This window comes from Defluviitoga tunisiensis, from assembly GCF_000953715.1.
GTDB classification, from domain to species: domain Bacteria; phylum Thermotogota; class Thermotogae; order Petrotogales; family Petrotogaceae; genus Defluviitoga; species Defluviitoga tunisiensis.
Map to the genome: position 1 here is coordinate 1,001,041 of NZ_LN824141.1, position 21,584 is coordinate 1,022,624.

A 21,584-nucleotide genomic window follows, 5' to 3' on the forward strand; every position below is an offset into this window, starting at 1 on the left:
TATATGCGCGTCTCAATGATTTTAAACACATTTCAATAATCACAACGTTTAAAAATAAATCCAAATCCTAATTTAACAATTGTAGAGACGACCTATATGGGCGTCTCAATGATTTTAAACACATTTCAATAATCACAACGTTTAAAAATAAATCCAAATCCTAATTTAACAATTGTAGAGACGTGCTACACGCGCGTCTCCACAAAAAACAAATTATAAAGACATTCTTAATTATTCTTTGATGAATCTAAATAAATTCAACCCTATCTCTTCACTAAATTTTCTATCGACACGCCCTGGCAAACATTCAATGAAAATTTCTGCTGTTCCACTAATTATAGCAGAATTTAAGTGCCCAGCAAAGGCATCTAGGTTAGAATCAGAAATTGTTGCGTGAATATGTAAATATGGTTCGTCGTTCATGGTAGATATATTTCCAGTGAGATTAACTATCTCAAAGTCTCCGATAAATTCTTTTGATGAATATCTTTTGGTATGAGTATTAAATAATCCGATTTTTACCTTGTTAGTCGATCCTATACCACTAATTTTCCCAAGAGAAATAGAGTGTTTTGTGCAGAAATCCAAAAGAGTTGAAATGATTTCTTCGCCCTTATCTAGCCTTAAAAGATAGTTATTTTCGAATTTTTGAAAATCCATATTTTTACCTCCAATCACATTTCTTGTTTTAGATTTAAAATAGAACTAGAATGAATGACTAGGAAAACCGCCTTATAATCTGTTTTTTATTTGATAATATTATAAATGATATCAGATTTTTGTTTTAAAATGATTAAGATAGAAAATAATTCTATAAATTCACTAATTAATGAATTTTTCATGACTAATATGATAAAATATATAGGTAAAAGCACAATATCATAGGGCATAATTTTAATTTTTACGAATAGATTTTTTGTAGAGACGACCTATATGGGCGTCTACAAGGACTAATAGTAGTTATGAATTTGATTTTGTGTAGAGACGACCTATACGGGCGTCTCCAAGGATTAATAGTAATTATTTTAAAATCAAAATCGAGACGCGCGTGTAGCACGTCTCTACAACTAAAAATCAATGTTGGTTATAACAAAATCGAGACGCGCGTGTAGCACGTCTCTACAACTAAAAATCAATCATATTTTAAAGGAGGATATCTATTATCTACAATATGAACTATCACTTAAATTCTTCCACTAAAGTTTTTGTTTTCGATTTTGACGGAACATTATTAAACTCTGAAGTTAGAATTAGTCCACGTACGTTTGAGGCATTAAAAAAGCTTAAAGAGCATGGACATACCATCATTTTGTGTAGTGGTCGTATGTACGCTTCTATGCTATTTATTGTTGAAAACTTTCTGCCTTTTTTGAAAGGTTACGCCCATATAGTCTCATATAACGGAGGGTATATTGTTAATAACAAAGGTGAGCTGTTATTTGAAGAGGGCTTAGACAAAGATGTTGCGATAGATTGTATAGAGTTTTTGCGTGAGTTAAATGTACATAGGCACGTGTATATAAATGACGAACTGATATCGGAACAAGATGATCAAGAAATTAAAGATTATTCTAAACATTCTTTTGTCGCATACAAATTGGTAGATGATTTAGTTGACACTATAAAAAATTCTGAACATCCTACCTTAAAGATTTTAGGAATATGTGAACAGGAAAAACTCAACATGGTTCAAAGTTTAGCTGAAAAAAAGTTTGAAGGTAAGATTAATATAATGCGTTCATTTAGTACCTATCTTGATTTTATGCCATTTGGCGTATCCAAAGGTGAAGCTTTAAAGATATTGTCTAAGATATATAACTTCAATGTTGAAGAAGTTTATGTTTTTGGTGATTCGCAAAATGATATAGATATGTTGAGAATATCAAGAAATAGTTTTGCTATGGGTAACGCTCAAAAAGATGTCAAAGAAGTTGCACGTTATGTTATTCCAAGTAACGATGAGGACGGTGTTGCGTTTGCCATTGAAAAAATTTTATCTGATGACCTTGATAATGTTAATATTTAGCTTTACTTTTGCAAATGTATACGATATAATTAACAAAGAACAGCGAAATGTAGGCTTTTTTTATCACAGTTTAGATGAGTTAATTAGTTTAGAAACAGATCAGGATATGTTTGTTGCATATTTACTAGATTTAGAGGAAATCGATCCAGAACTTTGTTATCTTGCTTTAGGAGCTACAAGAAATTATAGCTTAGTGCAAGATTTTGCCCGAGAAGTTGGCTTCTATTTAAAAGATCTAGGGGTAGACATTGTAATATTTGGAAACTTGCAGCTTCTAGATAAAAATGTAGAAGATCCCACAGGCTATATTGGAAATTCCCCTTATCTTGTAGCAGAGGTAATGTACCGAATGATAAGAGGTTTTGAGACAAGTGGTGTTGTTCCTGTTGTGATAGTCTCACCTAATGACAATAAAAACATCACTAATTCGTTGCTTCAAAAAGTTGGTTCTTTTTACTCATTTTCATCTGAATTAAAGAATGTTGATTTATCATTTAGTGATGAGCATTTACAATTTAAAAATGATAATGTTTTTAAGATTCCTTGGTCTTATGGCAAAGGTAATTTGAAAGAGATAATTCAACAATTATATGACAGTAGTATAGTATTATCAGGTTATGTAGATGAAGGGCTTAATCTATTGTATAGACAGATTAACTATACAGACAAAAAAGCAGTGACTTATTTTTCACACAGTGTAGAGGATGAAGCAAGGAAGGTTTTTTATGGTGAACTGTTACCAACAGGAAATAAAAATTGGTGAACGTTTCTTTATAATTAATTAGGGGGGTTTAAATTGAAGAGTATAGGATTAGATACTACAGGAAAGATGATAGTTAAAGGCCCACAAAAGGCTAGAGGAGAGGTAATAGTTTCTGGTTCCAAAAATGCGGTACTTCCAATTATGGGAGCATCGTTATTAACCGATGAAGAAATTGTGTTAAATAATGTTCCTGATCTAGCTGATGTTAAAACGATGATTGAAATATTAGAAAGTGCAGGAAAAGAAATTGACAGGTACGATGACCAATTAATAATTAGAGGTACAGGAAGAATTAACTCTGATATTCCGTATGAACCTGTTAGAAAAATGAGGGCTTCTTTTAATGTATATGGGCCCTTAACTATTAGAAATGGTTATGCGAAAGTTGCATTACCAGGGGGTTGTTCTATTGGTGCAAGACCTGTTGATTTTCATCTTGAAGGTCTAAAAAAATTAGGTATAGAAAGTACTGTAGAGCATGGCTTTGTAATGAGTAGTATAAGTAAACCAAATAAAGAAATAAATGTTACCTTACCTTTCCCCAGTGTAGGTGCAACTGAACACATTTTAACTACAGCCTGTTTACTTAAAGGTGTAAAAACCACAATTACCAACTGTGCTATTGAACCGGAAGTAACTGATTTAGGCAATTTCTTAAATAAGATGGGAGCAAGAATTTCAGGTATAGGAACCTCTATTTTAAAGATTGAAGGTGTTGATAAGCTAGGCGGTATTAATTACACCATAATACCTGATAGAATAGAAGCCGGGACATTTATAATAATGGGTATTTTAATAGGAGAAAACCTTGTTATAAAAAATGTTACTGCTGAACATTTAGACGCTTTATTTTCTGTATTTGAAAAGATCGGTTCCCCTATTAATTATGACAAAAAGAAAAGAGAAGTCAAAGTAGGTGCAGTGCCTTTACAATCTTTGAAAAATATTAGCATGGAAACCTCACCTTATCCAGGTTTTCCTACAGATTTACAGCCTCAAATCACCACTTTGTTATCCTTAGTTCCCGGTAGATCTACAATAACCGAGACAGTTTTTAAAAGTAGATTTTACCATATTGATGAGTTAAATAGAATGGGTGCAAAGATTCGAGTTGAAGATAACACCGCTATAATAGAAGGAGTAAACAAGCTTACAGGGGCTCCAGTTGAAGCAACAGATTTAAGAGCAGCAGCTGCGCTCCTAATAGCAGGTCTTGTAGCTGAGGGTGAAACAGTCATAACAAATGTGGACCATATCTTTAGAGGATATGAAAATATTCAAGAAAAGTTAGAACGATTAGGTATTGATTTACTATATATTAAATGAGAAAACAATAAACACTTTATTTTACATAAATAAACAACACAATAAAAGCCGGCATAATATTATGCCGGCTTCTTTTTTTAATATAGGTGAAAAAATAAAAATAATAAAAACCTCTATAGAATATTTTCTATAGAGGCTTTATTGTTAGACATTAATTAAAATTTTACAGAAGCTTTTAAGAATAGGTACCAGTGGAGATCAGTTAAGTCATGAGCGCCAACTGCACCATCATCGTCATCCCATACTTCGTTACCTAGATGTAGACCAGTTTGAATAACATTGTGAGTATAGGTTATATTAGCCATATATGCAAATTTGTTTGCATCTGGTTCATCATCAGGATTTGTTATGAAGTAAAAGAGATCTCCAGCTACTTCCAAATTATCTATGCCAAGTACTGTATAAAGGTGAGGAGTGATAGAGTATTCTAAAGGATCTGCAAATGTGAAATCCATCTTAGAATCTACACCCATTTTAAAATCTTCTACAGCATATTCAAGATATGGCTTTAAATTCAATTTGAATTCAGGATTATCCATATCTAAAAATATGAATTTGAAAGTATCTTCTACGCCAACTTTAAAAGGATCTACCTTTGCTTCTAGATCAAAACCTGCTCCAATTTCTCTTGCATCTGGCCAATCGATTTTCTTATCAGTATCTTTTGCAACTTCAGGAGCAAACACAGTTTTTAAACCTTCTTGAGCCTTGAAGTAGGCGTGAGGCTTTAAAGTAATTCCATCTACTGTTACAGGATATTTGTAATCAACATATACTCTGTAAGCGTTTGTTGCTGTTGCAACTGTAGAAGGAGAAGTTTCTTCTTCATTTAAAAGAGCAAATACTAGGTCTACTGTCTCTTCTCCAGGTAATGGAGACTTACTTAAATTACCTTCAATAGAGAAACGGTTGTTGCCTTTGTCTTCAAATTTAAATGCAGTAGCTACAAATCCTTCAATCTCTTCACTGATTCCTAAATCATACTTTGCACCAAAAATCCAACCCTCTGGGAAAGCTAATGTACCTGTTGCATGTTTATCAACTTCGTTACCTTTAAGATCTGCTAATTCTAAAGAAAGGTTATATTTTTTCAAACCAAACTTTAAAGCGCCTTCTGCATCTGTAAACTGGTTGACTGTGTAATCACTTAACTTAATAGCGTTTGGTTCGTATCTTAATAACCATGCTTCTTCCTCATACTGTACAAATTCCAACATATCTTTATAACCGAACTTTGCTGTATGAGTATGAATAGGTGTTGCGTCGGGGTCCCAATCAGCAGGTTCAGGTTCCCCTACAGTTACTTCAGGATTTAATTTAAGACCTATAGATAGATTACCTGAAGTTGTGCTGAAAGGTATTTCTACTGTTAAATCAATATCGACTAGACTGTTTATGTCCAAAGCACTTTCATCTAGTAGTAATTCAAAGCCTACTTCTCCACTTACATCGAAAACGGGCGTTACGGTTACAGCAAATAGTGCAAGTGCACTAAGAATTACTAAAACAGAAACAACAAACTTTTTCATCCTAAAAACCCCCTTCTACTTGTAATTTTGTGTTAGTATTTAAAAAATCCTAAGCTATTATATCAAATATTCAAACTTCCTGTCAATACATAAAATCATATTTCTATAAACTCTATTCTATTAAAATACATCTTGCGCCAAACACATAGCTATAATTCCCAAACCCACTCCTGTTACAGCTGTTAACCACAATAGTCTGTGATCTTGTGCCTTAGCAATTTCTTCTTTTTGAACTTCTAGTTCTCTGCTTACTTCTTCTATCTTAGCTTCATTGCTAGACACTTTCATAGATAAACTTGGTAATGCTTTCACGAACATTGCATTTTCTTCTGCTAAAGTTTTTACGTTCGCAACTTCAGATTCTAATGTTGCAAGCTTTTCATCATGTGCAGAAACCTGGTTTGAAAGATTATCAATCTTGTCATATGTGTCATACTTGAGGTTCAAAAAATTCTTGGTCATGGTTGTTTTGAAATCTTCAAAGGATGTTTCAAGATCCGAAACCTGGTTTGAAAGATTATCAATCTTGTCATATGTGTCATACTTGAGGTTCAAAAAATTCTTGGTCATGGTTGTTTTGAAATCTTCAAAGGATGTTTCAAGATCCGAAACTTGGTTTGAAAGATTATCAATCTTATCATAAGTTTCGTACTTTAGATTTAAATGGTTTCTAGTCATAGTTGATTGAAATTCTTCTAAAGAATTGACTTTTTCTTCAAGATCATAAACCTTTCTTGATAAAACAGGAAGCCCTTTAACTATCATACTATCTTGTTCTACAGTTTTGTTAAGAGTTTTCAAGGAACTTTCAAGTTGAGATACTTTTGCTTGTAATTGTTCAACATCCTGACTTACAACTGCTGTTGCATCTGCTTGTTCAACTGTCAATAATGAAGATTCTAAAGCAGACATTTTTTTGCTTAAATCGGTTACCTTAGATTCTAAATACTCAAGGTCTTTTGTTTTTGCAATTTCAGGAGAATTCTCAAGATAGGTAATTAATCTTGACATCCATACAGCTGCATCGGACCTTGTTAAAGGCTCATAACCCTTGAAGGTTGGTTGATCAACAGGTATAACGCCTTTTTCTACCAGTTTCATTACGTAGTCATATGCCCAATTATCTAAGCCCACATCAGTGAACCCCAAAGAAAACGCTGAAACTACAAACACAAGAAGTGTTAAAAACACCAAACCCTTTTTCACTTTCCTTACCCCCTTTTCTGAATTTTTGACTGTTTGATTTAAAAACTTTATTTAGTATTAAAATTATACAGATTCGCCGCTTAAAAGCTCTTTTATCAACCTATATAATATTATACTATATTCAATTAAATTTTGCAAAGGTTATTTAACTTTTTTTAATCTAAAATAATTCTTTTTACCTACTCTTAAAACGTCTCCGTCTTCAAAGTTAGGAACAAATTTAAAATCATCTATCTTTTCATCGTTTATCCGAATTGCACCTTGACTAATAGCGCGTTTTATTTCACTGTTACTATCAAATACATTTGTTTTGGCAACTATATCTAATATTGTTTCGTTCTCTTGGACTAATATTTCAGGAAGATCATCGGGCATGTCTTTTTTTTGAAAAATAGCTATAAAATTATCTTTAGCTTTTTGTGCTTCTTCTTCATTATATAACATTTTTACTACTTCTTCTGCTAATACCATTTTAACATCTCTTGGATTAATTTTATCATTTTTCATCTTATCTTCATAATCTTTAATCTTATCACGGGGTATATCGGTCAAATATGTCATATATTTAATTATTAGATGGTCTGGAATAGACATAATCTTTCCAAAAATATCATCTGGAGTGTCATTAAAGGCGATATAGTTGTTATAACTTTTACTCATCTTGAGATTTCCGTCTGTTCCTTCAATAAGAGGCATTGTAACAACAATTTGTGGTTCTTGGCCGAATTCTTCTTGGAGTTTTCTTCCTACTAAAAGATTAAACAACTGGTCAGTTCCTCCCGTTTCCACGTCAGCTTCAATAACTATAGAATCATATGCTTGTGCAATAGGGTATAAAAACTCTGAGATACTAATCGGTTCGTTTTCTGCCAAACGCTTGTTAAAATCATCTCTCTCAAGCATTCTAGCTACAGTATACCTTGAGGTGAGATTGATAATATCTTCGAAGGTAAGTTTAGAAAGCCATTCGCTGTTAAATTTAATAACAGTTTTATTGGGATCTAAAATCTTGAACGCTTGTTCAACATAAGTTTTCGAATTTTCCCTTACCTCTTCTTCTGAAAGAAGCGGACGAGTTTTAGACCTTCCAGAAGGATCGCCAATCCTAGCAGTGAAGTCCCCAATAATCAAATAGACAATATGTCCGAACTTTTGAAATTGTCTCAGTTTTCTTAAAACAACGGCATGACCAAGATGCAAGTCAGGCCTCGAAGGATCAACACCGAGCTTTACTTTTAATTGTTTTTTTCTATTTAGTTTATCTAAGAACTCCTCTTCGGTTATGAAATCTACCGTGTCTTTTTTAATGACTTCAAGTTGGTCTTTTAAATTCAAATCTTACCCTCCCTAAGCTACTATCCATGTAACTAAGAAACAACTAAACATGAACAGAATTCCTAAAGTTAAAGCGATTTTAGAATTTTTGTCAAGCCCTTTTTCCCTACCAAAGACTGCCCCGCTGCCGCCTCCAAATGCACCACCACGATCACTAGTTTCTCGCATTTTTTGTAGAGCAAAAAAAATAACTCCTACAGCTAAGACTATATGAACTATTATAACAATAATTGAGAGAAAAGACATATGTACCCTCCTTTAGGTCATAAATCATACTATTAATCATATAAATCAGTTTTTTCCTTATTATTATATCATAAGGTTATTTAATATGCAAACTATTTTTTAAAATACTTAAAGAAGACAAAAACAACGTTATTTAATCATATTAGACTCTAAATAGTTTTATTTAGTTGTAATTCCTAATAACGAAGCTAGGATTATATCGATAAATCGGATAAAATAGTAAAAAATTATAGGAAACGCTTTCTTTATTAATTAATCAAAAACAACATAAATATTGTCTAGAATTCATTCAAATAAACAAATAGAAAATATCCGTTTTATAACTTCCTCATATGATATAATGGATATAGATAAAAACTGAAGGAGGAAAGTTTATGCTTACGGAAGAGTTCTCGAAATTCTGGGAAATATATGACAGCTCTTTTCCGGAAGATGAAAAACGGGATATTCAGACACAAAGAAAGTTACTTAGTAACAATAAATACAAAATCATACTTTATTATAATAAGAATGGAGAGATGGTTGGATTTGTTGCTTTATGGATGCTTGGAGATATTGTTTTTTTAGAACATCTAGCAATAAAAAAAGAATTTAGAGGACGAGGTTATGGAACTAAGATACTCAAAGACATTAAGAAGAAGTATCCAGGTAGAGTCGTATTAGAAGTTGAACCACCTAAAGATGAAACTGCAATAAGACGAATAAAGTTTTATAAAAAAGCAGGATTTCACTTTAATGAACATCACTATGTACAACCACCTTTAGGAAGAAGGAAAAAACCTGTTCCTCTTAAAATAATGTCTTATCCTAAACCGGTTCCCAAAGAAAAGTTTGATCATTTAGTAAGATACATAAATAAAAATATACACCATGAATAATAAGGTACGGTTTTGAATTTAAAGGGTCTAGGGCAGAGCCCCACCCACTTTTTTAGAATCTTTAAGAAGTGATGATTTTCAACAAGATTTTGAATATATAAAGGGTCCAGGGCAGAGCCCAGCCACTTTTTTAGAATCTTTAAGAAGTGATGATTTTCAACAAGATTTTGAATATATAAAGGGTCCAGGGCGGAGCCCTCTCCCCTTCCTTCGTTACAAATACCGAAAAAGTTAAAAAATTAAGAATTAGTAAGAATTAGAAGTGGGTAGGTATTTTTGGAGAAACTAAAATTTAAAACATTTATAGAATCTGAGTTTCATAATTTCTAAAGTGAGGATGCCCACTTTCTGCTAGGAGGTGATTCAAATAGAAAAAAAAGACAAAAAAAAGTCCAAAAACACAAATCCAACCATAAAAGATGTTGCAAGACTTGCTGACGTTGGTATAGCTACTGTATCAAGGGTTATAAACAATTCTGGCAAGGTTAGTGAAAAAACCAGAGAAAAAGTTTTAAGTGTTATTGAAGAATTAGCATACACTCCAAACATACATGCTCGAACACTTTCATCAAAAAATATCGAGTCTTTATCTTTTGTAGTACCTGATATGGGAAATGAGTTTTACTCAATTATCTATTCACTTCTAGAAAAAAGGCTTTCCCGCAGTAATTACAGACTAATAGTATTTCCGTTGATAGATCAAGTTGCCTTACAAAAAATTAAACAAAATACTGATATGATTTATCAAACGGATGGAGTTTTTATTTGTTCATTTTCAATTTCTAAGATTTTCCAAAACAGAACACCTCCAAAAAAAATTATACTTATAGATTCATTTGATGATAGGTTTGATTCTGTATATGTTGACAATGAAAAAATTGGAGAAACCGCAGCTGAATATCTACTTAAAAATTCACCTCACAAAACAAATTATTATTTGATAACATTTAAAGAATTAGACAACGAATTCACCTCCTTTGTTTTTGAAAAGCGAGACAAAGGCTTTTTAAGAGTTATGAAACAACACAATAAAAGAGTAAAGGTTGTCTATGCGGATTTAATGTGGGATGGCGGATATAAGGCAATGGAATCACTAATTAAAAGAAAACCGAAAAATTATGTCTCTATTTTTTCAACATGTGATATGTTAGGAGTCGGAGTAAAAAAATATTTAGAAGAGAAGAATATGATTCCAAAAAAAGATTACTCTCTAATTTCTGTAGACAATTTACCTATTAGTAGATTATTTAGATTAACAACTATTCGTCAACCTCTAAGTGAAATGGCGGAAATTGCATATAGAATGTTTATAAGCTCTCTAAAAGGAAGAGAAAAAGTAGAACATCACAAACTCACTTGCAAAATAGTGGAAAGAGAGACATAGAGTCTTTCTTTTTTTTAAAAAGCAATGGAAACCTTTCCATTAGTAGAAAATATTTTTTAGAAAAAGTTTTTGAATTAATTTGGGTCCAGGGCGAAGCCCTCTCCCCCTTCTTCGCTACATTTAGCAAAGAAGTGAAAGCTAAAATTCAAATCAAAGGAGGAAACTACTATGAAAAAACTTTGGTATGTCCTGATGGTTCTTATCTTGATGGTATTACCATGTTTTGGTTTTTCAGCAGATAACAGTCAAGCAACAAAAGGCTTCGAAAATGTACAAGTTTCAGAGTTTATAAGCCTTTCAGAAGGAAAAACTGCGCAAGATTTTGGTGCAGAAACAGTTTTGATAGTTCATTACCACAGGCCTGACGGAAAGTACGAACCTTGGAATTTATGGATTTGGCCAAGTAAACCTGTTTCAAAAGAAGGCAACAGATATTTATTTGAGGCAGAAGACGATTTTGGAAAATACGCCATAATCACTTTTGATGAAAAACACACAGAATTAGGATTCATTGTAAGAACTGACAACTGGGACAAAGATATATCAGTTGATAGATTTATCACCATTCCTGAAAGTGGTGTCGCAGAGATCTGGGTATTGTCAGGAATAGAAAATTACTATGTAGACCCTTCAACCGTTGATTTGAGTCCACGGGTGTTAGCTGCTATTATGGATTCTTTTGATGAAATACATTTAGAATTAACCGTTCCATTTGATACTAAAGATTGGCAAGGTAAAGTAAACTTCTATATGATTGATGGAACAATTCCAACAGAAATTCCAGTTTCAGATGTATACAAAACAGATCCAACAGACGTTTCATTGACAACAAAAATCACCATCAAATTACAACAACCTATAAAACCAGAAAACGTAGACAAATTATTTAAAGTAGAGATAGAAGATTATGTATTTGATGGATACGTGATTCTAAGAGATGTTCTAGATGATGAGGTCTTTCATTATTATGGTGATGATCTTGGATTAACATATACCCCATACCAATCTACATTTAAAGTTTGGTCGCCGGTTTCTTCACAAGCCAGTTTATTACTATTCGAAAAATATAACGATGAAAAGCCCTATAAAATTGTCCCAATGAAGAAAGAAGTAAATGGTGTATGGCAAGCAACTGTACCTGAAGATTTAAAAGGAAAATACTACATGTACGAATTTGTTTCTTATGGAGAAACGAGAAGAACAATAGACATATATTCAACAGCATTAGCGGTAAATTCAATAAAATCTGCAATAGTTGATTTAAAAGGCACCGATCCAGTTGGATGGGATAAAGATACAAGACCATCGTTTTCAAACCCGGAAGATGCAATAATCTACGAGATACATGTAAAAGATTTTACAATAGATGAAAGTTCAGGAATTCCAGAACAATACCGAGGGAAATATCTTGGTTTAACTGTAGAGGATTCTCAATCACCAACTGGTGTGAAAACTGGGCTTGCCCATCTAAAAGAATTAGGCGTTACACATGTACACATAATGCCATTTCAAGATGTTGGTTCGCTAGATGAAACCAAATTTGATGAACAATATGGCTGGGGCTATGACCCATACGTTTATAATGTACCTGAAGGTATTTATTCTACAAATCCCTATGACCCTGAAGTCAGAATAAATGAAGTGAAACAAATGGTTCAATCGCTTCATAAAAATGGAATTAGGGTAATAATGGACGTTGTATACAATCACACATATCAAGTAGGTAAAAGTTCTCCATTTGACCAAACTGTTCCATACTTTTACTACAGAACAGACGCAACAGGAAAATATACCAATGGATCAGGTTGTGGAAACGAAATAGCAACCGAAAGATTCATGGTAAGAAAGTATATAGTAGATAGTGTAAAATACTGGGTCAACGAATACCATGTTGATGGATACAGGTTCGATTTACTTGGATTATTTGATAAAGAAACGGTTAAAGCAATATCACAAGAATTACATGCAATACTACCAGAAATAGTATTATATGGAGAACCATGGACAGGTGGTGGACCAACACTATTTGGAAAAGGTGATCAAAAGGGTTTAGAAATAGCAGTTTTTAATGATGATATAAGAGATGCTATAAGAGGAAGCGTTTTTGATGAAAAAGTTAAAGGGTTCGGTTTGGGTGCAACCGGACAAAAAACTAAAATAGAACGAGGTATAGTTGGTTCAATAGAATACAACAGCAGAATAAAATCTTGGGCTCAAGATCCTCAAGAAACAATTAATTACGTTTCTAACCACGACAATCACACGCTTTGGGACAAAAATGCATTAGCTTTAGGGGTAAAACCATGGCAACAAAAAATCGATGAAAAAACTCTAGAGACATTGAAAAACTCACAAAAATTCTCAAATGCGATGGTTCTTACCATGCAAGGAGTCCCATTTTTACATGGTGGTGTAGATTTTGCTAGAACAAAACAAGGTAACCACAACCCATACAATGTCTTAGGACCCAATGTTATAGATTGGAATAGAAAAAGTGAATTCTATGACGTATTTGAATATTACCAAGGAATGATCAAGTTAAGAAAAGAACACCCCGCCTTTAGAATGACTGATGCAGCAGCTATTAAAAAACACCTAGAATTTATAGAATTATCAAGAGAATATACAAAGACAGTTGCATTTATACTAAAAGATAATGCAAACAAAGATAGTTGGAAAAATATAGCAGTAATTTACAACGGTGAGCCAGAAAAAGCCGTATCTATAGAGCTACCAAAAGGAAACTGGAATGTTGTTGTAGATAAAAATGCTGCGGGAACAGAAGTGTTAAGAGTAGTGAAGAATAAAGTTGAAGTAGAACCCCTTTCTATTTGTGTTTTGTATCAATAGAACAATCTGGAATAAAAAACGCCCTTCATAGGGCGTTTTTTAATAATAATAATTTTTACTTAAAAGTACATATCTAACATTACAAGTTTCTACTTTCTACGATACTTTTAGCACTTTTGCGCCTCTAATTTTTCCTTGTTTTATTTCTAAGATTGCTTTATTAGCATCTTCTAGTTCAAATACCTGTACTTCAGGTTTAATAGGAATCTTCTCAGCTAGGGATAAAAAGTTTTCTACATCCTTTTTTGCAACATTGGCCACACTTTTAATCTCTTTTTCTAACCAAAGATCTCTTTCATAATCTATATTTTTTAGATACTCTTTATCGGTATTTTCTTTTCTAATAGCGTTTATTACAAGCCTTCCTCCTCTCTCTAAATTCTTAAGTGCTTCTACAACAGGCTTCCATGCTGGTGTTGTATCAATAATTGCATGTAATTTTTCAGGTGAAACATCCGGTATATCTCCTGTCCAGTATGCACCTAAATCCTTAGCGAACGCCCTTTCAGTTTCACTTCTTGTGAATACAAATATTTTTGAAGTGGGATACATGTATTTTATTAATTGAAGTACAAGATGAGCAGATGCGCCAAAACCAACAAGCCCTATATTGTATCCATCTTTCATATTACATAAACTTAAAGATCGAAATCCAATAGCTCCTGCACATAACAAAGGGGCAGCTTCTTCATCAGAGAAACTTTCCGGGATTTTAAATGCAAAATCTTCAGGGACTACAGTGTATTCAGCATATCCACCATTAACATCTCTTCCGGTAGCTTTGAATTCATAACATAAATTTTCTTTTCCCGAGAGACAAAATTCGCATTTCCCACATGATGAATTAATCCAAGCTATACCAACTCTGTCTCCTACTTTAAAGTGACTACAAGCTTTTCCTAATTCTTCAACCCTTCCAACAATTTGATGACCTAATATTATTGGAAACGTTGAAGGCATAGTTCTTCCTTCGATCTCATCTAAATCAGTTCTACATACTCCACATGTAGAAACTTTCACTAATATTTGTCTCTTTTCTGCTTTGGGTTTTGGTAAATCTTTTAATATTAAAGGATTTTTGTGTTCAAGGAGATCGCAAGTTTTTTCAAGAACCATTGCTTTCAAAGAATCACCTTCTTTTATCATTTATCGACTTTACTTACAATATTAACAAGTTCATCTGCTATATATGGATTACAATATATAGCGTTTGAATAAAATATGTCAGCATCTTTACCATTTAATTCGACTACCTTTCCGCCCGCTTCTTTTACTAATAGATATGCTGCAGCTACGTCCCAGGGATGTGAACCTACCGATATAAAAGCGTCTAAAAAACCAGAAGAAACATAGGCAATTTGCAAGGCAGCTGTTCCAAACAGTCTAATTCTCATAACTTTTTCTTCTAAAGCTTGAAAGTATAAATGAGTCTTTCCGCGTTTATTCCCTAAAGAAAGCATAGCATCTTCAAAGTTATTACACCAATGTGGATTTACTTTTTCATCGTTTAAGAAAGTACCCTTACCTTTTTGTGCAAAATAGAATAGATTCATAAAAGGGGCATATATTATGCCAAGTACTGGTTCCCTGTTTTCGACATATGCAATAGAAATGCAATTTTCTGGAATTCCTCGTGAAAAGTTTACTGTTCCATCTATTGGATCGATTACCCAATAGCTTTGCTCTTTAGGAATATGCTCGTATCCTGATTCTTCAGCTAAAAATGCAGAGTTTTTAAAACTTTGACTAATTTCTTTGATTAGATATTCTTGTATCATATAATCAACATCTGTAACCAAATCAGTTCTTGTGTTTTTAGAATTAACATGAAACCCTTCTGAGCTCCATTGTTTCAACTTTTCACCAGCGCTCTTAGCAATAGTTACTATTTGATCAACATCCGTTTTTGAAAACAAGCCAACATCACCTCAAATTATAGTATTATTTTTTGTATATGAAATTTTTTCTTTAGTCATTATAATTTTATCATTTTTTGAATTTAAATCAGTAGATAATATTGTATGATATAATAACCTAAAATCGTATTTTGAATTTAAAGAGGAGGTTTTATTTTTGTTTGCTAAAAAACTTAGAGACTGTCAAACAAGAAATAAATCTTTGATTTGTGTTGGGCTTGATAGCGATATAGAAAAGATTCCTTCACAATTCAAGGTCAATGGAGCAAAGGGTGTAGAAGAATTCAACAAATACATTATTTCTGAAACCTACGAATACGCATGTGCTTATAAAATAAATATTGCTTTTTATGAGATGCTAGGATATAAAGGGATAAAGACTTTAGAAAATACTGTTGAATACCTAAAAACATATTCTGATATTCCTGTAATAATTGATGCTAAAAGAAGTGATATTTCTAATACTGCCAAGGCTTATGCAAAATTTTATTTTGATTATTTAAAAGTCGATTCTATTACTATCAATCCACTGATGGGGGTTGATAGTATCGAGCCATATTTAGAATTTCCAAATTCTCATATTTTCGCATTGGTATTAACTTCAAATCCTGGTGCCAATGATTTCATTATTCCTAATAAACTATATTTAAAAATACTCGAAAAGTTAAGAGAATTAGAACCTAAATATAAAGATCAAATAGGCATAGTCGTTGGTGCCACTCAAAAAGAATATTTTGACGAGATAGTTGAGAAATCAGAAGGCATGATTTATTTAATACCAGGGATAGGAAGTCAAGGTGGTAAAATAGAAGACTTAAAAATCCTTGTAGAAAAGGGTAAAACAATGGTTATAAACGTGTCAAGGGGGATAATCTTTTCAGAAGATCCAAAAAGAGAGATCATAAAATTAAGAGAGGATTTGAGAGGTTTAACCTCTTAATTCCCCTCTTTTATCATTTTGTAATTACAGTACCAGTTTTTCCTTCAAGTGCTTCTTCTAATGTTTGAAGATCCGTTATTAAGGCGGATCTTCCTGTATGTTCAACAAACTCTATACAAGCTTCTATCTTTGGGAGCATACTCCCTTTAGAAAAGTGCCCTTCATTAATATACCTTTTTGCTTCTTCCACGGTCATTGAAGAAATAGCCTGCTGATTTGGTTTATTGTAGTTTATATACACCTTTTCAACTGCTGTAAGAATAATAAGCTCATCCGCATCAAGCTTAATTGCTAGAAGTGCTGAAGCCCTATCTTTGTCTATTACCCCTTCTATACCCTTTATTTGATTGTTTTCCTTAATTACAGGGATTCCACCACCGCCAGCTGCTATGATTATTGTTTCGTTTTTAATTAACTTTTTTATTGCCTCAATTTCAATAATATCAAGAGGTATCGGGGAAGGAACTACCCTTCTGTATCCTCTACCAGCATCTTCAATCATATTCCAACCTTTTTCTATAGTTAAACTCTCAGCTTCACTTTTTGAATAGAAAGGTCCTATCGGTTTTGAAGGATTATGAAATGCTTGATCGTTTTTGTCTACTAAAACCTGAGTAACAACGCAAGCTACGTCTTTTTTTATCCCCTCACTAGACAACGTGTTTTTTAGAGATTGAGCAATCATATAGCCCAAATATCCTTGAGTCATTGCACCATTCACGTCAAGTGGAAATGGTGGAATTATATCTTTTGCAACCTCTTGTTGTACAAGGATGTTTCCCACTTGTGGACCGTTTCCATGGGTAATAACTATCTTATAATTTTTTCTTACAAAACTAACCAGACACTTCGAGGTAAATTCTAGATTTTTGAAGATATTTTCTGCAGTAGGGGATTCTTTTGGCTTATTTAACGCATTCCCCCCTATAGCAACTATAGCAAGTTTTTCTTTCAAGCTTATCATCCCACCAAAGTTGCAACCATAACTGCTTTTATGGTATGCATTCTATTTTCTGCTTCGTCAAAGACCTTAGAATATTTACTCTCAAAAACTTCGTCTGTAACCTCCATTTCAGGGAGCCCATACTTTTTATACACATCATAACCCATATCAGTCTTTGTATCGTGAAAAGAAGGGAGACAGTGTAAAAATATTACGTCAGGATTGTTCGTCTTTTTAATTAAATCCATGTTGACTTGATATGGTTTAAGGAGTTTAATCCTTTCTTCAATCTTATCTTCTTCTCCCATAGAGATCCATACGTCTGTGTATATAACATCTGCACCTTCTACAGCATTAAGATCATCTGAAATAGAGATTTTTGCGTTGTTCTTCTGTGCCTCATCTCTCATCTCTTTCAATAGTTTTTCTGAAGGAAATAATTCTTTAGGAGACACAATAACAAAGTCCATGCCCATTTTTGCAGCGCCTATCATAAGTGCGTTTGCTACATTATTTCTACCGTCTCCTACATAAACGAACTTTATCTTGCTCAATGGTTTATCAAAATTTTCTTCTACAGTCATAAAATCTGCTAAAACTTGAGTAGGATGATCCTCATCAGTTAAACCGTTCCATACTGGAACCCCAGAGTATTTTGCCAAAGTTTCTACGGTTTCTTGCTTAAAACCCCTAAATTCAATTCCATCATAAAATCTCCCCAAGACTCTTGCCGTATCCTCTATAGACTCTTTCTTACCCATCTGACTTTGCGTTAAGAAAGTTACATGAGCGCCTTCGTCATAAGCAGCAACTTCAAAGGCACATCTCGTTCTAGTTGAAGTTTTTTCAAAGATTAGTACGATGTTTTTTCCTTTTAATAATTCGCCAGATAGCCCCATCCTTTTTTTAGCCTTTAGATCTTTAGAAAGATCTAACAAATACTTAATCTCATCAGGCGTAAAATCTTTTAGCGTAAGTAAACTTCTTCCTCTTAAATTGATAGGCATACCCTGCACTCTCCTTTTTATAACATATTTTTCTTACAAACCCCATCAACAATCTTGGAGTTATACCCCGGATTTTCAACTCAAAAAATAACGTTATTATCTATTTATTTTACCATATAACCGTGTGTAATAACAATCAAAGCTAACAAAAAAACGCCCAACTTAGGGCGTTTTTTAATATGCAATATCCCCCGCAGCTTTTATTCTTATTCTTGTTGCGTTTCCAGGTAAATATGCTAACGGAATATCCTCTTTTTCAACAATCTCTATTGTTTCTCTTTTTGCACCAGCTTTTATGCATTCTTGTATAGCTAATTCTTCTGCTTGACGAATTGCCTCTTCTCTTGAAATGTTATCAAGAGAGAATATTCTATCGATCTGGGCACCAACTTGCGCTATTGCAACGCCTATAGCGTTAGCTACCTCACAATGTTCAGGCCTTATTATCTCGCTACAACCTTTTAATGAATTGGGAATGATTATACTTCCTCCACCAACTAAGATTAAAGGAGCATCTCCTGCTTCTGTTTTAATCTTGTCTATGTTAACTTCGACTAATTCTTTAATTTTAAGTAAGGCACTTTCTATTAGACTACTATTAAGATTTTCGATTCTTTCTAGGTTTCCTAACTTTGTTAAATTGCATGCAACAGCAACGTCTGTAGTTGTTAAGACATTACCTCCAAAGACAAGAGCTTCTTTAGCAACTCTGTAGCCTACACTGTCAGGCCCTAAAACAACAGTTTTATCATTTTCTCTTACAACTGTTCCTCCACCAAGACCTATTGAAATAAGGTCAGGCATCCTAAAGTTTGTCCTTACGCCACCAATTTCTACACCCATAGCAGAAAGCCTAGGAAATCCATTAACCAAAATGCCTATATCTGACGTCGTACCGCCAACATCAAGTACAATTGCATTTTTAATCTTAGATAAATAAGCAGCTCCTCTTAAACTATTTGTTGGACCGCTAGCAATAGTCATAATAGGATAACGCATTGCATAATCTACCGACATTAACGTTCCGTCATTTTGAGCTAGGTATAACGTAGCTTGAATACCCCTTCTTTTTAAAGCTTCTTGAAAACCTGTAGCTAGTTTTCTAATTACTCCACCTAAGGCTGCATTTAAAATAGTTGCATTCTCTCTTTCAATTAAACCAATACTACCAATTTCATGAGACACACAAACGTCAATACTATCACCCAATTTATCTATTAAAATCTTTTCTAATGTATCTTCATGGCTTGTATTAACTGGAGAAAATACAGAAGATATAGCAACAGCTTCAAATTTACCTCTAATTTCATTAATAACTTGATCTATCTCATCATAGTCTAGTTCATTAATCTCTTGTCCGTCAAATTCATGACCGCCTTTAATGATAAAATACTTCTTACCAATAGCATCAATCAAGTCTTGAGGCCAGCCAACCATAGGTTTAATAGCCATTGTAGCAGGTTTTCCTATTCTAATTACTGCAACTTTTCTTAATCCTTTACGCTCAACTATAGCATTGGTACAATGAGTTGTACCTAACATAACATATCCTATATCTTTCACATCAATATTAGATTGAAAAAGCACCTGGTCTAAAGATTCATATATACCCGATATTATGTCTTCACTTGTGGGGGTCTTAGTCTTTGCTATTATTTTATTATTCTGATCTAGAATCACGGCATCAGTATTTGTACCTCCAACATCAATTCCGATTCGATAAATCATCTTACCCTAACCCCCTTTACACGTTCTTCTATGGGAATATAGTCAATATCATATCCAAAATACCTAGGACCTACTAATTTCAAACCTTCGTCTGTACGCCACTTTTCGTTACAAGGTATACCTATTACCACGCCACGATATCCATATCTCAACATTTCAGTTGTAATAGGTTTACCTGTATCAGGATCTATAACCGAGATTAAATCAGGAACACTAGCCAAAATTTGATCATCAACACGAGCCACAAGATTTTCATTTTGGAACTCTAATTCCATAGTCTTATCTTTGTATTCCTCAATACCTTCGAAAATGGCCTTACCTCGTGCAAATCCGCCGGTTGTCTTTCTTAAAACATCAGTAATTTTTCCCTTAAACAAAAGATGACCATGTGTTATCTCTAATATCTTGTCCAAAGGATTTACATGATTAAGTTTAGATTCTCTAATAGCCCTTCCTAAGGATTCAGCAAGAGACATAGTTCCTCTAACAGCACCAGCCTTTAATTGCTTACCAGTCATAGGATAAATAGCAAGCATAGTACTACCACCCATTTCTACTGTTAAAACCCTCGCAAGTCTTTCAGACCATTTGTTTGTAACAGTGTTTAGCAGAATGCTATTACCCTTCTCATCACACAGAGCTAAGGGAGTGGATGAAACACCATATATAGTAAATGTAACCATTTGAAGTTCAGGAAAAGCCCTACCCATTCCATCAGCATCAACTACAGGCAATCCAAGTCGTGCAGCTAAAGCTAATGGAATCATAGAATTAAGTCCACCTGCTTCTATTGAAATAGTGCCAAAAATATCTTTACCCATATGATTCTTCAAAAGCTCAAAAGCCTTAAAAGGCTCTTCACCATTAGGAATCTTCTCAACAAGAACAGTTGGGGCACCCATCATAGCAGAAGGAACAACCAACTCATCATCTGGAACTTCATCAACATCAATAAGAGAAACAGGACCATATTCTTCAATAGCTTGAAGAGCCATAAGTTTACCGATGTAAGGATCTCCACCACCACCAGTACCTAGGATGGTTGCTCCTAAAGCTATATCTTCAATAGCTTGCGCATCTAATTTTCTCATTAAACAAATCCTCCTTTAAAAGATCCTCTTAAAACTATCAATTTATTTTTTTGTAGAGACGTGCTATATGCGCGTCTCAATGGTTCAATCGTATTTATTGTTTTTTGTAGAGACGTGCTATATGCGCGTCTCCAAGGTTCAATCGTATTTATTGTTTTTTGTAGAGACGTGCTACATGCGCGTCTCCAAGGTTCAATCGTATTTATTGTTTTTTGTAGAGACGACCTATACGGGCGTCTCCAAGGTTTAATCGTATTTATTGTTTTTTTGTAGAGACGTGCTACACGTGCGTCTCCAAGGTTCAATCGTATTTATTATTTTTGTAGAGACGACCTATACGGGCGTCTCATGATTCAATCGTATTTATTTTTTTTGTAGAGACGTGCTACACGCGCGTCTCATGGTTCAATCGTATT

General features: G+C 33.6%; 18 protein-coding genes. 7 read left to right on the forward strand and 11 right to left on the reverse strand.

Features of this window, described 5'->3' with window-relative positions:
- Positions 1-231 precede the first annotated feature (231 nt).
- Entirely contained in the window at positions 232-660 is a 429-nt protein-coding gene (locus DTL3_RS04670; RefSeq protein WP_045087738.1) for a PPC domain-containing DNA-binding protein, read from the reverse strand.
- A 511-nt stretch (positions 661-1,171) separates the two neighbouring features.
- Here DTL3_RS04670 and DTL3_RS04675 point away from each other — a divergent pair.
- The 3 genes from DTL3_RS04675 to murA all read left to right on the forward strand — a co-directional run bounded on the left by DTL3_RS04675 (position 1,172) and on the right by murA (position 4,115).
- Positions 1,172-2,026, forward strand: a complete 855-nt coding sequence (locus DTL3_RS04675) for a Cof-type HAD-IIB family hydrolase (RefSeq protein WP_045087739.1) — start codon at positions 1,172-1,174, stop codon at positions 2,024-2,026.
- Positions 2,013-2,789, forward strand: a complete 777-nt coding sequence (locus DTL3_RS04680; RefSeq protein ID WP_231854053.1) for a hypothetical protein — start codon at positions 2,013-2,015, stop codon at positions 2,787-2,789. The genes DTL3_RS04675 and DTL3_RS04680 overlap by 14 nt, the downstream gene beginning before the upstream one ends.
- A 66-nt stretch (positions 2,790-2,855) precedes the next feature.
- Positions 2,856-4,115 (forward strand): UDP-N-acetylglucosamine 1-carboxyvinyltransferase, encoded by a 1,260-nt coding sequence (murA, locus tag DTL3_RS04685; protein ID WP_045088617.1) that lies wholly within the window; start codon positions 2,856-2,858, stop codon positions 4,113-4,115.
- 155 nt (positions 4,116-4,270) lie between these two features.
- Here murA and DTL3_RS04690 read toward each other — a convergent pair whose 3' ends face one another.
- From DTL3_RS04690 to secG, 4 genes are all read right to left on the reverse strand, one after another.
- Positions 4,271-5,644: a hypothetical protein gene (locus DTL3_RS04690; protein ID WP_045087741.1), complete on the reverse strand. Its 1,374-nt coding sequence runs from the start codon at positions 5,642-5,644 to the stop codon at positions 4,271-4,273.
- Between the two features lie 120 nt (positions 5,645-5,764).
- Positions 5,765-6,850 carry an S-layer homology domain-containing protein gene (locus tag DTL3_RS04695; RefSeq protein WP_045087742.1) on the reverse strand — a complete coding sequence of 362 codons (1,086 nt, stop codon included), beginning with the start codon at positions 6,848-6,850 and terminating at the stop codon, positions 5,765-5,767.
- 141 nt (positions 6,851-6,991) lie between these two features.
- A complete protein-coding gene (tyrS, locus tag DTL3_RS04700) occupies positions 6,992-8,185 on the reverse strand; it encodes a tyrosine--tRNA ligase (protein ID WP_045087743.1) in 1,194 nt (397 codons plus the stop codon).
- Between the two features lie 12 nt (positions 8,186-8,197).
- Complete coding sequence (secG, locus tag DTL3_RS04705) at positions 8,198-8,431, reverse strand: preprotein translocase subunit SecG (RefSeq protein ID WP_045087744.1); 234 nt, start codon at positions 8,429-8,431, stop codon at positions 8,198-8,200.
- A gap of 374 nt (positions 8,432-8,805) precedes the next feature.
- On the opposite strand from secG, the gene DTL3_RS04710 reads away from it, so the two are divergent.
- From DTL3_RS04710 to pulA, 3 genes are all read left to right on the forward strand, one after another.
- Positions 8,806-9,309 carry a GNAT family N-acetyltransferase gene (locus tag DTL3_RS04710; RefSeq protein ID WP_045087745.1) on the forward strand — a complete coding sequence of 168 codons (504 nt, stop codon included), beginning with the start codon at positions 8,806-8,808 and terminating at the stop codon, positions 9,307-9,309.
- A gap of 358 nt (positions 9,310-9,667) precedes the next feature.
- A complete protein-coding gene (locus tag DTL3_RS04715; protein ID WP_045087746.1) occupies positions 9,668-10,693 on the forward strand; it encodes a LacI family DNA-binding transcriptional regulator in 1,026 nt (341 codons plus the stop codon).
- A gap of 168 nt (positions 10,694-10,861) precedes the next feature.
- Positions 10,862-13,543 carry a type I pullulanase gene (pulA, locus tag DTL3_RS04725; RefSeq protein ID WP_084217148.1) on the forward strand — a complete coding sequence of 894 codons (2,682 nt, stop codon included), beginning with the start codon at positions 10,862-10,864 and terminating at the stop codon, positions 13,541-13,543.
- Positions 13,544-13,639: 96 nt separating this feature from the next.
- Here the strand turns inward: pulA and DTL3_RS04730 are convergent, their stop codons facing one another.
- Together DTL3_RS04730 and DTL3_RS04735 are read right to left on the reverse strand one after the other, a co-directional pair.
- Complete coding sequence (locus tag DTL3_RS04730; protein ID WP_045088619.1) at positions 13,640-14,668, reverse strand: zinc-dependent alcohol dehydrogenase family protein; 1,029 nt, start codon at positions 14,666-14,668, stop codon at positions 13,640-13,642.
- Between the two features lie 17 nt (positions 14,669-14,685).
- Positions 14,686-15,459, reverse strand: a complete 774-nt coding sequence (locus DTL3_RS04735) for an inositol monophosphatase family protein (RefSeq protein ID WP_045087748.1) — start codon at positions 15,457-15,459, stop codon at positions 14,686-14,688.
- A 157-nt stretch (positions 15,460-15,616) separates the two neighbouring features.
- Here DTL3_RS04735 and pyrF point away from each other — a divergent pair, with 157 nt between their 5' ends.
- Positions 15,617-16,399 carry an orotidine-5'-phosphate decarboxylase gene (gene pyrF, locus DTL3_RS04740; RefSeq protein WP_045087749.1) on the forward strand — a complete coding sequence of 261 codons (783 nt, stop codon included), beginning with the start codon at positions 15,617-15,619 and terminating at the stop codon, positions 16,397-16,399.
- A 13-nt stretch (positions 16,400-16,412) separates the two neighbouring features.
- Here the strand turns inward: pyrF and arcC are convergent, their stop codons facing one another.
- From arcC to DTL3_RS04760, 4 genes are all read right to left on the reverse strand, one after another.
- A complete protein-coding gene (gene arcC / locus DTL3_RS04745; protein WP_197539549.1) occupies positions 16,413-17,354 on the reverse strand; it encodes a carbamate kinase in 942 nt (313 codons plus the stop codon).
- A gap of 5 nt (positions 17,355-17,359) precedes the next feature.
- Positions 17,360-18,349 carry an ornithine carbamoyltransferase gene (argF, locus tag DTL3_RS04750; RefSeq protein ID WP_045087751.1) on the reverse strand — a complete coding sequence of 330 codons (990 nt, stop codon included), beginning with the start codon at positions 18,347-18,349 and terminating at the stop codon, positions 17,360-17,362.
- Positions 18,350-18,523: 174 nt separating this feature from the next.
- The gene (locus DTL3_RS04755) at positions 18,524-20,077 is read right to left on the reverse strand and encodes a hydantoinase/oxoprolinase N-terminal domain-containing protein (protein WP_045087752.1); all 1,554 of its coding nucleotides are present in this window, start codon (positions 20,075-20,077) and stop codon (positions 18,524-18,526) included.
- Positions 20,074-21,168 (reverse strand): DUF917 domain-containing protein, encoded by a 1,095-nt coding sequence (locus DTL3_RS04760; RefSeq protein WP_045087753.1) that lies wholly within the window; start codon positions 21,166-21,168, stop codon positions 20,074-20,076. The genes DTL3_RS04755 and DTL3_RS04760 overlap by 4 nt, the downstream gene beginning before the upstream one ends.
- Positions 21,169-21,584 lie beyond the last annotated feature (416 nt).

Bases quoted from the DNA above. Each gene is read 5' to 3' on its own strand.
- DTL3_RS04670 (WP_045087738.1), bottom strand. From the start codon at position 660: ATGGATTTTCAAAAATTCGAAAATAACTATCTTTTAAGGCTAGATAAG.
- DTL3_RS04675 (WP_045087739.1), top strand. From the start codon at position 1,172: ATGAACTATCACTTAAATTCTTCCACTAAAGTTTTTGTTTTCGATTTT.
- DTL3_RS04680 (WP_231854053.1), top strand. From the start codon at position 2,013: ATGTTAATATTTAGCTTTACTTTTGCAAATGTATACGATATAATTAAC.
- murA (WP_045088617.1), top strand. From the start codon at position 2,856: ATGATAGTTAAAGGCCCACAAAAGGCTAGAGGAGAGGTAATAGTTTCT.
- DTL3_RS04690 (WP_045087741.1), bottom strand. From the start codon at position 5,644: ATGAAAAAGTTTGTTGTTTCTGTTTTAGTAATTCTTAGTGCACTTGCA.
- secG (WP_045087744.1), bottom strand. From the start codon at position 8,431: ATGTCTTTTCTCTCAATTATTGTTATAATAGTTCATATAGTCTTAGCT.
- DTL3_RS04710 (WP_045087745.1), top strand. From the start codon at position 8,806: ATGCTTACGGAAGAGTTCTCGAAATTCTGGGAAATATATGACAGCTCT.
- pulA (WP_084217148.1), top strand. From the start codon at position 10,862: ATGAAAAAACTTTGGTATGTCCTGATGGTTCTTATCTTGATGGTATTA.
- argF (WP_045087751.1), bottom strand. From the start codon at position 18,349: ATGCCTATCAATTTAAGAGGAAGAAGTTTACTTACGCTAAAAGATTTT.
- DTL3_RS04755 (WP_045087752.1), bottom strand. From the start codon at position 20,077: ATGATTTATCGAATCGGAATTGATGTTGGAGGTACAAATACTGATGCC.
- DTL3_RS04760 (WP_045087753.1), bottom strand. From the start codon at position 21,168: ATGAGAAAATTAGATGCGCAAGCTATTGAAGATATAGCTTTAGGAGCA.